This window comes from Methylocaldum sp. GT1BB, assembly GCF_051027545.1.
Taxonomy (GTDB): domain Bacteria; phylum Pseudomonadota; class Gammaproteobacteria; order Methylococcales; family Methylococcaceae; genus Methylocaldum.
Window position 1 is genome coordinate 4,330,801 of sequence record NZ_CP194902.1, and the last position, 13,291, is coordinate 4,344,091.

At 60.9% G+C, this 13,291-nt stretch carries 11 protein-coding genes; 6 read left to right on the forward strand and 5 right to left on the reverse strand.

All coding sequences use genetic code 11. The annotated features are described in order from the left end of the window. Positions 1-28: 28 nt before the first annotated feature. The 4 genes from ACR2TX_RS20670 to ACR2TX_RS20685 form a co-directional block, all read right to left on the reverse strand. On the reverse strand, positions 29-2,080 hold the full coding sequence (locus ACR2TX_RS20670) for a copper-translocating P-type ATPase (RefSeq protein ID WP_434130633.1): 2,052 nt from the start codon (positions 2,078-2,080) through the stop codon (positions 29-31). 225 nt (positions 2,081-2,305) lie between these two features. Next, the gene (locus ACR2TX_RS20675) at positions 2,306-2,725 is read right to left on the reverse strand and encodes a four-helix bundle copper-binding protein (RefSeq protein WP_434130634.1); all 420 of its coding nucleotides are present in this window, start codon (positions 2,723-2,725) and stop codon (positions 2,306-2,308) included. Between the two features lie 465 nt (positions 2,726-3,190). Continuing rightward, on the reverse strand, positions 3,191-4,615 hold the full coding sequence (locus ACR2TX_RS20680; protein WP_086134510.1) for a hypothetical protein: 1,425 nt from the start codon (positions 4,613-4,615) through the stop codon (positions 3,191-3,193). Between the two features lie 43 nt (positions 4,616-4,658). Next, positions 4,659-5,636, reverse strand: coding sequence for an SDR family oxidoreductase (locus tag ACR2TX_RS20685; protein WP_434130635.1), 978 nt, complete (start codon positions 5,634-5,636; stop codon positions 4,659-4,661). 309 nt (positions 5,637-5,945) lie between these two features. Here ACR2TX_RS20685 and ACR2TX_RS20690 point away from each other — a divergent pair, with 309 nt between their 5' ends. The 5 genes from ACR2TX_RS20690 to ACR2TX_RS20710 all read left to right on the forward strand — a co-directional run bounded on the left by ACR2TX_RS20690 (position 5,946) and on the right by ACR2TX_RS20710 (position 11,665). Further along, positions 5,946-8,912: a cation-translocating P-type ATPase gene (locus ACR2TX_RS20690; RefSeq protein WP_434130636.1), complete on the forward strand. Its 2,967-nt coding sequence runs from the start codon at positions 5,946-5,948 to the stop codon at positions 8,910-8,912. A gap of 919 nt (positions 8,913-9,831) precedes the next feature. After that, a complete protein-coding gene (locus tag ACR2TX_RS20695) occupies positions 9,832-10,185 on the forward strand; it encodes a high-potential iron-sulfur protein (protein ID WP_086134513.1) in 354 nt (117 codons plus the stop codon). Positions 10,186-10,371: 186 nt separating this feature from the next. Next, positions 10,372-10,668 (forward strand): hypothetical protein, encoded by a 297-nt coding sequence (locus tag ACR2TX_RS20700; RefSeq protein ID WP_077732776.1) that lies wholly within the window; start codon positions 10,372-10,374, stop codon positions 10,666-10,668. A 160-nt stretch (positions 10,669-10,828) separates the two neighbouring features. Further along, the gene (locus ACR2TX_RS20705; protein ID WP_434130637.1) at positions 10,829-11,272 is read left to right on the forward strand and encodes an AAA family ATPase; all 444 of its coding nucleotides are present in this window, start codon (positions 10,829-10,831) and stop codon (positions 11,270-11,272) included. Between the two features lie 261 nt (positions 11,273-11,533). After that, positions 11,534-11,665, forward strand: a complete 132-nt coding sequence (locus ACR2TX_RS20710) for a DUF3096 domain-containing protein (protein ID WP_156880007.1) — start codon at positions 11,534-11,536, stop codon at positions 11,663-11,665. A gap of 114 nt (positions 11,666-11,779) precedes the next feature. Here ACR2TX_RS20710 and ACR2TX_RS20715 read toward each other — a convergent pair whose 3' ends face one another. Continuing rightward, positions 11,780-11,989, reverse strand: coding sequence for a hypothetical protein (locus ACR2TX_RS20715; protein ID WP_077732779.1), 210 nt, complete (start codon positions 11,987-11,989; stop codon positions 11,780-11,782). Positions 11,990-12,092: 103 nt separating this feature from the next. Here ACR2TX_RS20715 and solA point away from each other — a divergent pair, with 103 nt between their 5' ends. Continuing rightward, positions 12,093-13,220: an N-methyl-L-tryptophan oxidase gene (solA, locus tag ACR2TX_RS20720; protein ID WP_434130638.1), complete on the forward strand. Its 1,128-nt coding sequence runs from the start codon at positions 12,093-12,095 to the stop codon at positions 13,218-13,220. Positions 13,221-13,291 lie beyond the last annotated feature (71 nt).

Here is a 13,291-nt window from a genome sequence, read left to right on the forward strand (position 1 = left end):
CTGGCGATTCTTCGAAGCTGGACACAGCTTACAGCCGGCTGCGATAACGCTCCAAGAGCTTCGCGTTGATCGCGACGATCACGGTGCTGAGGGACATGAGCGCCGCCCCCACTGCCGGCGACAGCACCCAGCCGAACGGCGCGGCGACGCCGGCCGCGAGGGGAATGGCCACGGCGTTGTAGCCGGTGGCCCACAAAAGATTCTGGACCATCTTGCCGTAGGTGGCGCGGGACAGGCCGAGCGTCGCGGCCACGTCGAGCGGATTGCTGTGCACCAGAACGATGTCGGCCGATTCGATAGCCACGTCGGTGCCAGCGCCGATGGCGATGCCGAGATCGGCCTCGACCAGAGCCGGCGCGTCGTTGACCCCGTCGCCCACCATGGCGACGGTCACGCCCTCCGACTTTACCTCGCGGATCTTCGCCGCCTTCTCGTGGGGCAGGACTTCGGCGAAGTAGTCGTCGAGCCCGAGCTGCCCGGCCACGTGCGCCGCAACCGCCCGGCTGTCTCCGGTGAGCATGAGGCAGCGGATGTTCATGGCCTTGAGCCGTGCGATCGCTTCGAAGGATTCCGGACGGACCACGTCGGCCAGCGCGATGGCCCCGAGAACCCGGTCGCCGTCCGTCACGTAGACCACCGTCTTGCCCTGCCCCGCCAGTTCGCTCAATCGCTCGTCGCGAACGCCGAATCCCTGCTCCTCGACAAACCCCGGACTTACGACCCTAATCAGCCGTCCTTCGATCCGGGCCTCGGCGCCGCGGCCGGTCAGGTTCCGGAATTCCTCCGCCTTGGCCAGGCGGATGCCGCGCTCCTCGGCCGCCCGGACGATGCCCAGGGCGATCGGATGTTCGGACGACTGCTCCAGGGAGGCAGCCAGCCGCAGCAGCTCCGCCTCGTCGATATCCGCCAGCGGCACCGCGTCGGACACGCCGAACCGGCCCTCGGTGAGGGTGCCGGTCTTGTCGAACACGACGGCCTGCAGGTTCCGGGCGCGCTCGAAAGCGGCCCGATTGCGGATGAGAAGACCGCTCAGGGCGGCCAGCGACGTGCTCACCGCCACCACCAGCGGCACGGCGAGCCCCAGGGCGTGCGGACAGGTAATGACCATCACGGTGACAGTGCGCTCCAGCGCGAATTCGAAGGGTTCGCCCAGCAAAAGCCAGACGACCAGGGTCAGAGTTCCGACCGAGAGGGCGATATAGGTCAGCCATTGGGCCGCGCGGTTCGCCAAATCCTGCGCCCGCGAACGGGAAGCTTGCGCCTGCCGCACCATTTCGACGACCTGCGCCAGATAGGTTTCCGCGCCGGTCTTCCGGATTTCCAGCACCAGCGCCCCTTCGCCGTTGACCGCCCCGCCGATGGCCTCGTCCCCTTCGCGGCGGGTGACGGGCTTGGATTCGCCGGTCAGCATGGACTCGTTCAAGCTCGAGCGGCCTTCGACGATGAGGCCGTCGGTCGGGATTTTTTCGCCCGGCTTGACCAGCACCCGGTCGCCGGGGTGAAGTTCGGTGACCGGGACTTCCTCGACTTCGCCGTTTTCCCGCAGCCTATGCGCTTCGGTGGGCATCAGCCGCACCAGGGCATCCAAAGCGCCCGAGGCGCCCATCACGGACTTCATCTCGATCCAGTGGCCGAGCAGCATGACGTCGATCAGGGTCGCCAGCTCCCAGAAGAACACCTGGCCCGAGAGGCCGAACACCACGGCGCTCGAATAGAAATAAGCCACGCTGATGGCCAGCGAGATGAGCGTCATCATGCCCGGCTGAAGCTGCCGGAGCTCGTCGAACAATCCGCGGATGAACGGCCAGCCGCCATAGAGATAGACGGCCGTCGAGAAACCGAAAAGGACGTAGGTGTCCCCCGGAAAGGCGAGGCGTTCCTCGAGCCCCAGCCACTCCTGAATCATGGGCGAAAGCGCCAGGATGGGGCCGGTCAGAACCAGCGAAAACCAAAAGCGGCGGCGGAAGTCCTCGACCATCGCCGTATGATCGTGATGTTCCGCATGATGGCCTTCGCGGCGATCGGCCGGAACGTGGCGAGCGGGAGCGGCTTGCGGCTCGGAATGGGTATGGTGTGTCATGGCGGCGCTCCGTGGGATCGTTCCAGCCGCCAAGCGGTGGGCGGGGTTAGTCGGTAGCGGATTCCGGTTCTGGGCTATGCGTGTTCATTTTCATACCGGAAGAGCTCGATGGGAAGTGCGCTCCGGCCTCCCAAGAGCGGAGCGCACCGCTACACAGATTTCTCACGAACGGTCCGGCCTATTTCCGGCGCCGAACCGCTCGTTTCTTAACGGAACCCATGCCGGTTACATCGTGATCGCACCCGCCAGCTTGTTGCAGGCTTGCTCGCAACGGCGACACGACTCACCGCAAATGCGGCAGTGTTCGTGACGAGAGGCATGCCGCTCGCACTCCTCGGCGCAGATTCCGCAGGCCGTCGCGCAGGCCTGCAACTGGCTGCGCATCATCCTCATGTCCGATTCGGTCTCGCGCGAAACCAGCCGGCCCGTCGCCTCGCAGATGTCCGCGCAATCCATGCACATCCGAATACATCGCTTGAGAATCTGCACCTGGTCCTCGCCGACGCAGGCGTCAGCGCATGCGGTACACGCTTGCGCGCAATCGAACAGTTCGCTTGCCGTTTGAGACAATAATCCCATGTCCACTCCACGTCCCATTACGGCCGGGTGCGGATGCGCTTTGAGCATTTCCTGAATCGCGTTCATGATGTGCCTCCTGTATTCTTGCCATGTATATTTCGTTCGTCTCCGCCTGTTCCATTTACTGGAAGGCTTCTCTCCGGTTTGAGACCGGTTTTTTGTCGGACCGAATGGCGATAAAACCAGTCCGCAAAAAAAGTAGGACCGGGGTTTAACTGGCTCGGTTCCGGCGGGATCGCTCGGGTTTTCATGCGGCACATCTTTCGTAGGGTGGGTTAGGCGCGCATCAACGGAACCTGCAAAGTTCCTTTGGTGTTTCCGCGCGCCGTAACCCACCAGGCAAGGCCGCGGGAACCGGTGGGTTACGGCGCGCGGAAAGTCCTGCGGTCGCAGCATGGTTCGTGACAGTGCGCGCCTAACCCACCCTACGATCGTTTTGAGATACGACCGGATGTTATCGGCGGCCGATTCGAATACATCACTCGACAGAACACGGCAGTGTCCATGCCCCTCTGCCAACCCGCTCCCGCGCTAACGAGGTCCTACAGTGACCGGCCGGGTACCGCCCATTCGGTCCAGCAGGGTCTTGAACGTGATCTCCGCCGTATGGCTATACCCGGAAACCGGTGCCGGCAATCCCACTCTTTCGATATCGACGGTGTCGCGGACGAGTCCTGTGGTATTGCTCGCCTTCAGAGTGTCGAAATAAGAGACCGCCTTGCCCTGCACATCGGCCGTGATTCGGTCGCGCTGCGCCGGCGGCAAGTCCCATAGGGCTTGCTTGAAAGGCAGCAGCGCCCGCTTGCGGGTGGCGCGGTAAAACGCTTCGTCGCTCATGCCGGGCTGCCGCTCTCCGGGCCATTCGCTATCGATCCAGCGGTAGATGTCCTTTTTCAACTCCACGGGAAACGCCTCGTGGTCGAAGATCAGGTCCTCGAACGGCGCGACGAGATGCAGTTCGCTGACGTTATTCCCCGGAAACTGCGGGAACAGCGTTTCCGGAATGGGCGTTATCCCGCTGCGCACCGCCAGGCTGAGGCCATACTCCCGGCGAGCGATCTCGCCGAGATCCCGGACCAAATTGAGATCGACGTCCGCCTCGCCCACCAGGACGACAACCTTGGAAAGGTCCTTCTTACCGCCCGGAAGATTGAGCTGGACGTAAAAGCTCTCCATGAAGGCGCGAAACTGATCCGCGGTCAGGTTTCCATCGCCCATCGCCTTGATTTCGGCACCGATGTCGACGGACAGCTCCTCCGGCTCGATCTCGCGGATGAACGCGACCAGTTCGGCGCATTCCCGGCCGCTTTGCTGATGCTGTTCCGGAAAGCTCGGGCGGGAGAAATCCGCCAGGCTCGAGGTATCGAGATCGATATTGAAGAATCCGGCCGTAATCGCCTCTTCGATCCGTTCTTTCAGCCTGTCGATCTCATCGTCCCGGCTGACCTGATAACTGGCGCGTCCTATGCGAATATGATCGCTTTGGAGGAAGACGGCTCGCTGATATCCCTCGCGAATCGCCGCCGCCAGAATGCAGGTGGCATACTCGGCCGGCGACTGGAACCCGTAACCGGAGACTTCATCGGTGTAGCCGAAACTGAAAGCGCCTGCGCCGGTCTCCCCAGCCGCGCGAAAACAGGCCCTCGCCACATCGTAGCTCAGCGCATGCAGACTCAGCACCGGAGCCGTGAAAACCGGAGCCACGCCCAGGACTGCCGCTTCATGCAGCCCCTGGATGGAGGTCGGATAAACCACCAGCTTGGCGGCTACTTCCCGAATCAACCATTGCAGGAAATATCTGAATTCTTCCGATTCATGGAAGATGGCGTTGTAGACCAGCCGGTCGATGCACGCTTCCCGGAGCCTGTCGGCATCGACGACTTCGACTTCGTTGCCCTTGATTTCCACTACTCCCCTGAGGGTGCTCTCGATATCGATAGCCGTTCGAAACAGCATAGGCTTACTCCTTGCGAGACAAATGACGAGGATCAGGGCGGACTCACGATCTTCTTCCGAGTCCGGCGAACCCGAACCCCATGCCGATGCCCAGTACCCCGGCCAGCGCCATCCAGGAAACGGGCAGCCTTTGCCGGGGTCTTTTCCAGCCGCCGCGCACCCTGGCGTATTCGGGCATGGGTTGGAACAGATTGCCCGAAGTCGGCGGTATGGCGCGCTCTTGAAAGTGCTTCGCTTCGACCACCCGAGCCGCCCATCGGTCGAACAGCCCCGGCACGATGCGCTGGGCGACGATCGCCGCCCGGATGTTGGCGCCCACGATCACCTCGCGGCGCGGTGTGAGCGCGGCGGATACGATAGCTCGGGCGACTTTTTCCGGATCATAGATCGGCCACATGGGCTTGGCCGCGCGTCCCATGTAATTGCCCCCTTGCTGAAACAAGGGCGTATCGGTCGCCGGCGGAAGCACCGTGACCACATGAATGCCCGGCACATCCCAAAGCTCCTGCCGCAGGCAATCGGATAGCGCGACGATGCCGTATTTGCTGATGACATAAGCGCTGGCGAAAGGCTGGGGGATTTTTCCGACCCCCGAGGAGACATTGATGAGAACGCCCCTCCCCTGCTCCCGGAACCACGGCAGGATGGCCCGAGCACCGTGAACGTAGCCCAATAGATTGGTGTCGATTACCCGGCGGAAATCCGCAATCGGGGTTTCCTCGAACCGGCCGAACAGAGTCACCGCCGCGTTGTTGATCCAGGTATCCAACCGCCCGAAGGTTTCGATGGTTCGGCGCGCCAGCGCTTCGACCGCTGGTCCGTCGGTCACATCGACCGGCACGGCCAAAGCCTTTCCGCCGGAGGTTTCGCACTCCTGCGCCAGTTCATCGAGGGCCGCTCCACGGCGGGCGGCCACCACCACGGTTCCTCCCGCCGCTGCGAACGCCAAAGCCGTGGCCCGACCGATGCCGCTCGATGCTCCGGTAATCACGGTAACGGTGTTCTCGATCCCGAGCCGCATGGCGATTCCTTTCCGCGATAAGCTTACTAAAGGAGACCCGGCGGTATAGCGTAAGTTCTCAGCTGGCGAGGGGTGCAATCGAACGGGCATCCCTTGGATGCTTATCCCAGTAGGCCCTTCGACAGTTTGTAGGGCGGGTTAGGCCGCGAGGCCGTAACCCGCCGAGCGGCCTCGGATCGGTGGGTTACGCTGCGCTAACCCACCCTACGATTCTGGTAAGGCTCTTGGTCCATACCCGGATAGATCCGTTCAGATCGTTACGCACCCGGCGCTTTTTCGGCGGTCGAAGATGGGAGAAGGACCTCAAACATGAGCTGGCACAGTCAACCCGCAGACCGGATTCTTCAAAAACTGAAGACCAAGGCCGAAGGCCTTTCCGCCGACGAGGCGAGGCGGCGCATCGAGGAACACGGCCCCAACGAGATCCGGAAAGGACGGGAAATCTCTCCGCTCAGGATCTTGCTGGCCCAGTTCAACGATTTTCTCATCTACCTTCTGCTCGCGGCGGCGATCCTCTCGGTCGGCGTGGGCTTCTTGCCGGGAGCGGAACCGGAATACACCGAGGCCATTCTCATTCTGGTCATCGTGCTGGCCAACGGGCTGTTCGGTTTCATTCAGGACTATCGGGCCGAAAAGGCGATGCAATCGCTCCGGGAGCTTTCCACGCCGCAGGCGCGGGTGTTCAGGGACGGAACAAAGATCACGGTGCCGGCTACCGAGCTGGTGCCGGGCGATGTGATCGTGATCGACCAAGGGAACCGGATTCCGGCGGATGCCCGTATGCTCGAATCCCACAGTCTGGAGACGATGGAAGCTTCGCTGACCGGGGAGAGCGCGACGGTCCCCAAAGAGGCGGAACCCGTGGATGAAGACACGCCTTTGGCCCAACGCAGCAACATGCTGTTCATGAACACCGATGCGGTGAGAGGACGGGGCAAGGCGGTGGTGGTGGCCACGGGCATGAACACGGAAGTGGGCGCCATCGCCTCGGAGATCGAGAGCGCCGAGCAGCACAAAACGCCGTTCCAGGAAGAGGTCGACCGCCTGGGCAAGCAAATCGGCTACGGCATTCTCGGGTTGATTCTGGTGGTTGCCGTGATCCAGTACTTTGCTACCGAAACCGGCATCGTCACCATCATCCTGGTGGCCGTTACCCTGGCCGTGGCCGCCGTGCCGGAGGGCCTGCCGGCCGTGGTGACCCTCGCCCTGGCGCTTGGCTCCCAGAGGCTGATCAAGCAGAACGCGCTGGTCCGTCGGCTGTCGGTCGTGGAAAGCCTCGGCTCCGTGGACGTGATCGTGACCGACAAAACGGGAACGCTGACCGAAAATCAGATGACGGTCAAAAGGCTATATTTCGCCGGCCGAACCTACGAGGTCACGGGCGAAGGCACCAAGCCGGACGGCGAGTTCCGTCGGAACGGCGAATCCGTGCCCGCCGAGACGCTGGAGCCGCTCCTCAAATGCGGGGCCGTCGTCAACGATGCGGAAAAGACGGGGGACGCCGCGGATTATTCCGGCGATCCCACGGAAGTCGCCCTCCTCGTCTCGGCCGCCAAGGCGGGGATCGAAGCCAAGGCGGAACGCCTCCGCGAAATTCCATTCTCGTCCGAGCGCAAGCGGATGACGGTGATCGCCAAGGAAGAACCGCCGATCGCGTACATGAAGGGCGCTCCCGAGGTGGTGCTGGATCGGTGCAGCTCGCTATGGACGGACGGGGAAGCCAAACCCCTCGACGAGGCGGCGCGACACGCCATCGTCGATAAAAACAAAGAGTTCGCCGGCAGCGCCTTCCGCGTTTTGGCCTTCGCCCAGAAGGAAGTGCGCGATACGGAGGGAAACGAGGACGAGATCGAAAGCGGAATGGTGTTTCTTGGATTGCAGGCCATGATCGATCCGCCCCGCGCCGAGGTGAAGGAGGCCGTTCAGGACTGCCGGAAGGCGGGTGTCCGGGTCATCATGGTCACCGGCGACAACCTGGCGACAGCCAAGGCCATCGGAGCGCAGATCGGTTTCAGCCCGGAAGGGGCCATGACCGGAACGGAGCTCGATCGCCTCTCCGAGCAAGATCTGGCGCGAGTGGCGGAGAGAGCCGAAGTCTTCGCCCGCGTTTCGCCTCACCACAAGGTGGTGCTCTTGAAGGCGCTCCAGGAGAGCGGTCATCGGGTGGCCATGACCGGCGACGGGGTGAACGACGCCCCGGCCCTGCGCAATGCTCACGTGGGCGTGGCCATGGGCCGGCGCGGAACCGACGTGGCCAAGGAAGCTTCGGACATGGTGCTGCAGGACGACAATTTCGTAACCTTGCGCAATGCCATCGCCGAAGGCCGGGGCATCTTCGACAACATCCGCAAGTTCGTCAATTTTCTGCTGTCGGCGAACGCCGGCGAGATCCTGATCGTGTTCCTCGGCGTATTGGCGGGCGCCGCGCTGTTTCCCCGCCTTTTCGAAGGCCAGAGCGAAGCCTTGATCCTCACGCCGGTGATGCTCCTGTGGATCAATTTGATCACCGACGGGCTTCCTGCGCTGGCCTTGAGTACCGATCCCAAGACGGAAGGCATCATGAAGCAGCCGCCGCGCGGTTCCGGCGAACCGGTGCTCGATCGGCGCATCGTCGCCTCGATTCTCGGCATCGGGCTGATCATGGCCGCCACCGGATTGCCTTTGTTTTTCCACGGCCTTTGGAACACCGGCGACCTGGCACGGGCGCAGACTCAACTCTTCACTTTCATCGTCGTGGCCGAGATGGTCCGAATCCAGGTCATCCGGGCGCGTTACGCCCTGCCGATACTCTCGAACCGGTGGCTGGTCGCCGCCGTGGCATCGAGCCTGGCCCTGCAGGCGATAGTCCTTTATACGCCCGCGAACGAGCTCTTCGAGGTGGCAACGCTTGCGCCGGGTGACTGGCAGTGGATCGGCATCGCTTTTGCGGCCTTTCTCCTGCTGAGCGTGACGGCGGAAAAAAGTCTTGACCGGATTTTCGGCAGGAGAGTCGAGAGAGCGCTTAAGAAAGCAGCCGCCGAAAAGAAAATCTCTCCGCCAGAACGGGAAGAAAGATTGATGGCGTTTTACATCCTGAGCAAGGCGTTGCTGGACGCCTATACCGCCAGTTTCGGCAAAGAGGCGGAGGAAAAACCCTGGGGCGAAAACAAAACGAGCGACAAAGTGGAGGCTTTCCGTCTATTCAGCGAAGCGATGCTGAAAGCCTATGCGCGGACCTTCGACCACAGAGAGGGCACGGAGCCTCAAAACGCTCGAAAGCCCTCGAAGACCGAGTAGTGCATTTTTCATTTCCGTTTAGCGGGTTGTTTGTCCCAAAACTCAACCAATGAGCCGCTGAGCACGGTGCTTGTTTTAGAGCGGGGAGCCGCCCCGCACGCGGGCTACGTTGCGAACGCCATCTCTAAGTACATTCAGGGAAGTCTTGCGGCATAGGCAACCTGCAGGACAACCCCGCCAATCTGTCGAGATTCCGCAAATATTTGCGGAATGTACTTAGAGCGTTTTCATCTCGCTCGTACGGCAAAACAGGCTTGGCGGAAGTCGTTGGCGCCTTCGGCTCGGGTGAATGGATTCAAGCATTCGTAGGTCGGCAATCCTTTGCCGACGTATCGGCTCGGCGAAGGGCTTTGTCGGAAGGGGCGTCCTGGCGCTCCCAGGACGGCCGTTTGCGATTGGAAGGGTCGCGACTAAAGCGACCGTTTGCGATTGGAAGGGCAGCTCTGGCGCTCCCAGAGATGCCGTTTGCGATTGGCAAGGGATTGCCGACCTACATATCCGAATCCCTTACCGACTCGGAAAACGCTCTAGACCAAATGTCTCTCCATTTGGCTTAAAGCGTATTGCGCCGGTTGCGAAGCGGATAGCCCGCCGCACCAAACTACGAAATGCCGAGACCGTCTAATTGTTTATTGCCGTTCGCTCTATCGCTTGACGGCGACTTTCCGCAAGGGCATTGTTCACCCGGAAGTTGACTTGAAGTTCGATCCTCCATTATTAATCAGGCCCGTAAATTCCCTCCTGGTATTTCGGGCCGCCGCCCAGGCCGGTACACGCCCGGCCGGGGCTCACGCGGCTTGTCGCCGCGCCGGGGCATCCCTGCCCCGGATTAACCCGGCCTATATTTATAGGCCGGGTTAATAACTCGCTAGGGCGAGTTTCGATAAGCATCCGTACAACCTGGTTCAAGGAGAGTGCCATGTCAGATTCAAGGTTTCATCCAGGCCGACGTCAAGCCCTCAAGACAGTGGTCGCTACGGTGATGACTGTTTCGCTGAGCGGATTTCTACGGCGGGGACAAGCGCAGGAGCCGTCTCCTGCGGGCGCCCCCAAGCTGTCGCCGGACGATCCGATGGCCAAATCGCTCCGTTATGTGGAGGATGCAACCAAGGCTACCCGTCCCCCGAGAGAAGGCGTACCCGGCGAGCAGCAATTCTGCCACAACTGCAAGTTTCTCCAGGCCGGCGAAGGGGAATGGCGCCCTTGCAGCATCTTCGGCGGCAAACTCGTGAACATTAACGGCTGGTGCAGCTCCTGGCTGAAGGCGGGTTAGCCGGCTCCGAACGGTAACACCGCCGCGCTCGGCGCGTTTCGGTGTTACCGGATTCGAAGATGTGTCGCCAGCTGCGCATGCATAACATCGATAAAAGTCACCCTGTTCCGGTTCGTGCGCCAACTCTGAACACATATGGGCTTGGATTCGGTGATTTATCCTGTCTGGATAGGGTAAGGAGGCCCAATGAAAACTAAACCGATCCCGATTTTCCGGGTGCTGGTGATGACGATCGGCTCGAGTGCCTTGGTGCAAGCGGCAGAATCGACATCGCCTCCCGCCTTCTCCGAGATCGATAAAAACAGGGACGGATACATTTCCGCCGATGAATCCAAGGCTGTGCCCGGTTTACCGGTATATCTGACGACCTTGGACCAGAACAGCGATGGCAAGCTCAGCCCCGAGGAATACGAGGGCTTGAAAATCCTGGCGCCCGACGAGGTCGGTCCGATCACTCTGCCGTCATCTGGACCGCTGCCGTAGACAGCATGCGGAAGCTCAAATGTCGAATACAGTAAGGCTGTCGACTCGGCTTTCGAGCGCGCCGTTTCCGACGTGTATGGGTTTCGATGAACGCCGTTGCTTGACCGCAGCACTCTGACATTCATGCCGAGAGTCAGTCTGGCGTTTTATGGAAACCATAGTGTTCACAGGAATTCAGGCAGCCGGGAAGTCGACCTTTTTCAAGGCATGCTTCGTCGATACTCACATACGGATCAACCTCGACATGCTGCGTACCCGACACCGGGAAAAGCTGCTGATCGACGCCTGTCTTCAAGCGAGGCAGCCTTATGTGGTGGAAAATACCAATCTGACTCGAGAAGAGCGCGCGCGTTACATCCCATCCGCCAAGCGGGCCGGGTTTCGCGTGATCGGCTATGCCTTCCGGGTCGAACTCGATGAAGCCTTGGTCCGAAATGCTTTGCGCAATACTCGTCGCAGGGTTCCGGAAAAAGCCGTCCGCGCGGCATTTCGGCGCTGGCAGCCGCCCTCCTGGGAGGAAGGATTCGATGCGCTGTTCAATGTGTGGAGCAGCGGCGGCGAGTTTCAGGTGCAGGCGATCCCGCGTGAAGCCGAGCGATCGTGAAAGGCGAGCGGACGGCCCCTGTCCGGCGTTGCCTGACTTATTCCATTCGGCATTCGAGTGAACACTCATCGTAGGGTGGGTTAGCGAAGCGTAACCCACCGGTCCGAAGTCGTTCGGTGGGTTACGGCCTCGCCACCTAACCCACCATCGATGGGTTTCGCTTCGCTCTACCCATCCTACAAAATGAATGCCTGATTGAAAGCGATTTGGAATTAAGACGAGCTACACTCATTCCCGTAAATTCAAGACAGGAGAATTCTCATGTACGTGCCTTTGCAGCCGGTTCTAGCGCTGGTGACCGGAATATTGATCTTGCTCGTGCCTAGGTTATTGAATTATCTCGTGGCGATTTATTTGATCGTCGTCGGCGTTTTGGGATTGATGCACCGATAATCGATCGGAATCGGCGGCGACGATATTATTTTTAATGGCGACCAAGCACCCCGTTTATTCCAAGTTTGCAAAGATTTAACGGCGGCGAGTCGATCGCCCGGTCGGGATTAGGCATCAATCCCGGCTTTCCCTGCCTACGCAATAAGCCAGGTATCCAATCAGCGCCAAAAGTCCTATTTCGCCTGCAAAGTCGCCCCAGGTGTAAATACTGAAACAATCCGGTACGGTTCCGAGCATCTCGAAGCCGCCGACGAATGCAGTGGCGAAAATGAAGACCAGGACCAGCAAATAAACTTGTTTCTTGCTGAACAATGGGTGAAACATAATCGCTTCCTAGTGAATTGTGCCCTGCCTAAGCGGCGCCCGACGCGACCGGCGCGTTTCGCCGGGCACGGACGACCGTCGAAGGTTCGCGAAGCGAATGGCCATGAAATCCGGTAAACCCTATGACACGATCGTGATCGGCATCGGCGTGGTCGGTGCGGCGGCCGCCTATCACCTGGCCCGGCGCGGACAGCGTGTCCTGGCATTGGAACAGTTCGACCTCGATCATTCGATGGGAAGCTCTCACGGCGAGTCGCGCATCATCCGCTACGCCTATAAGGACTCCATCTACGTGGACATGGCGAAACAGGCATTCCCGATGTGGCGCGATCTGGAGCAGCGCAGCGGCAAGCGCCTGCTGACGCCCTCCGGCGGACTCGACTTCGGTCCGGCGGATTCCCCCTCGCTGCTGGCCACGCGCGATTGCCTCGATGCCGCGGGAATCGCCTACGAATGGCTGTCTGCGAGCGAGAGCGCCCGGCGTTTTCCGCAATTCCGGCTCGCCCCGGACATGGCGGCCATTCATCAGCCGGACGCGGCAATTTTGAATGCCTCGATCTGCGTGCGGACTCTGGCGGAAATGGCGGAGATCTCCGGCGCCATGCTGAAGACGAAATGTCCGGCGATAAAGATCGAACCGTCGAGCGACTCGGTTTACGTGGAAACGCCCGAGGGCGGATTCACCGCGGGGAAGGTGGTCGTCAGCGCGGGCCCCTGGGCGGGAAAGCTGCTGCAGACGCTGGATTTGAATTTGCCGCTGACGGTGACCCGGCAAGAGCAGGTATTTTTCGAGCCTGCCCGGCGCACCGCGTTCTTGCCGGGGACATTCCCGGTGTTTATCCATCATCGGGAACCTTGGATTTACGGACTGCCGGATACGGGCACCGGACTCAAGATCGCCGTCCACAACCTGAGCCATGCGATCGACCCCGACGACGTTCGCCCCGCGCAGGACGACACGTCCGTCGACACCGTGCGGGCATGGGTCAAGCGCTTCCTACCCTGGGGCGACGGCCCGATTCGCGAGAAGCGAGAATGCCTGTACACGATGACACCCGACGAACATTTCATCATCGATACGCATCCGGGCTATTCCAACGTGGTCATCGGCTCGCCGTGCTCTGGACATGGATTCAAGTTCGCCATCCTGACCGGATTCTTGTTGGCGGATCTGGCCCAAGGGCGGGCGCCGACGCAGGAACGATTTACGGTGCGGCGTTTCCTGGAATGACGAGCCGGAAGACGCAAGGAGAAAATGAGCCCGCTCTCCCGAGATTCGAACGGCATGGACACATCTCCGAT

Coding starts and splice junctions, on each gene's coding strand:
- ACR2TX_RS20670 (WP_434130633.1), bottom strand. CDS start 2,080: ATGACACACCATACCCATTCCGAGCCGCAAGCCGCTCCCGCTCGCCAC.
- ACR2TX_RS20675 (WP_434130634.1), bottom strand. CDS start 2,725: ATGAACGCGATTCAGGAAATGCTCAAAGCGCATCCGCACCCGGCCGTA.
- ACR2TX_RS20680 (WP_086134510.1), bottom strand. CDS start 4,615: ATGCTGTTTCGAACGGCTATCGATATCGAGAGCACCCTCAGGGGAGTA.
- ACR2TX_RS20685 (WP_434130635.1), bottom strand. CDS start 5,636: ATGCGGCTCGGGATCGAGAACACCGTTACCGTGATTACCGGAGCATCG.
- ACR2TX_RS20690 (WP_434130636.1), top strand. CDS start 5,946: ATGAGCTGGCACAGTCAACCCGCAGACCGGATTCTTCAAAAACTGAAG.
- ACR2TX_RS20695 (WP_086134513.1), top strand. CDS start 9,832: ATGTCAGATTCAAGGTTTCATCCAGGCCGACGTCAAGCCCTCAAGACA.
- ACR2TX_RS20700 (WP_077732776.1), top strand. CDS start 10,372: ATGAAAACTAAACCGATCCCGATTTTCCGGGTGCTGGTGATGACGATC.
- ACR2TX_RS20710 (WP_156880007.1), top strand. CDS start 11,534: ATGTACGTGCCTTTGCAGCCGGTTCTAGCGCTGGTGACCGGAATATTG.
- ACR2TX_RS20715 (WP_077732779.1), bottom strand. CDS start 11,989: ATGTTTCACCCATTGTTCAGCAAGAAACAAGTTTATTTGCTGGTCCTG.
- solA (WP_434130638.1), top strand. CDS start 12,093: ATGAAATCCGGTAAACCCTATGACACGATCGTGATCGGCATCGGCGTG.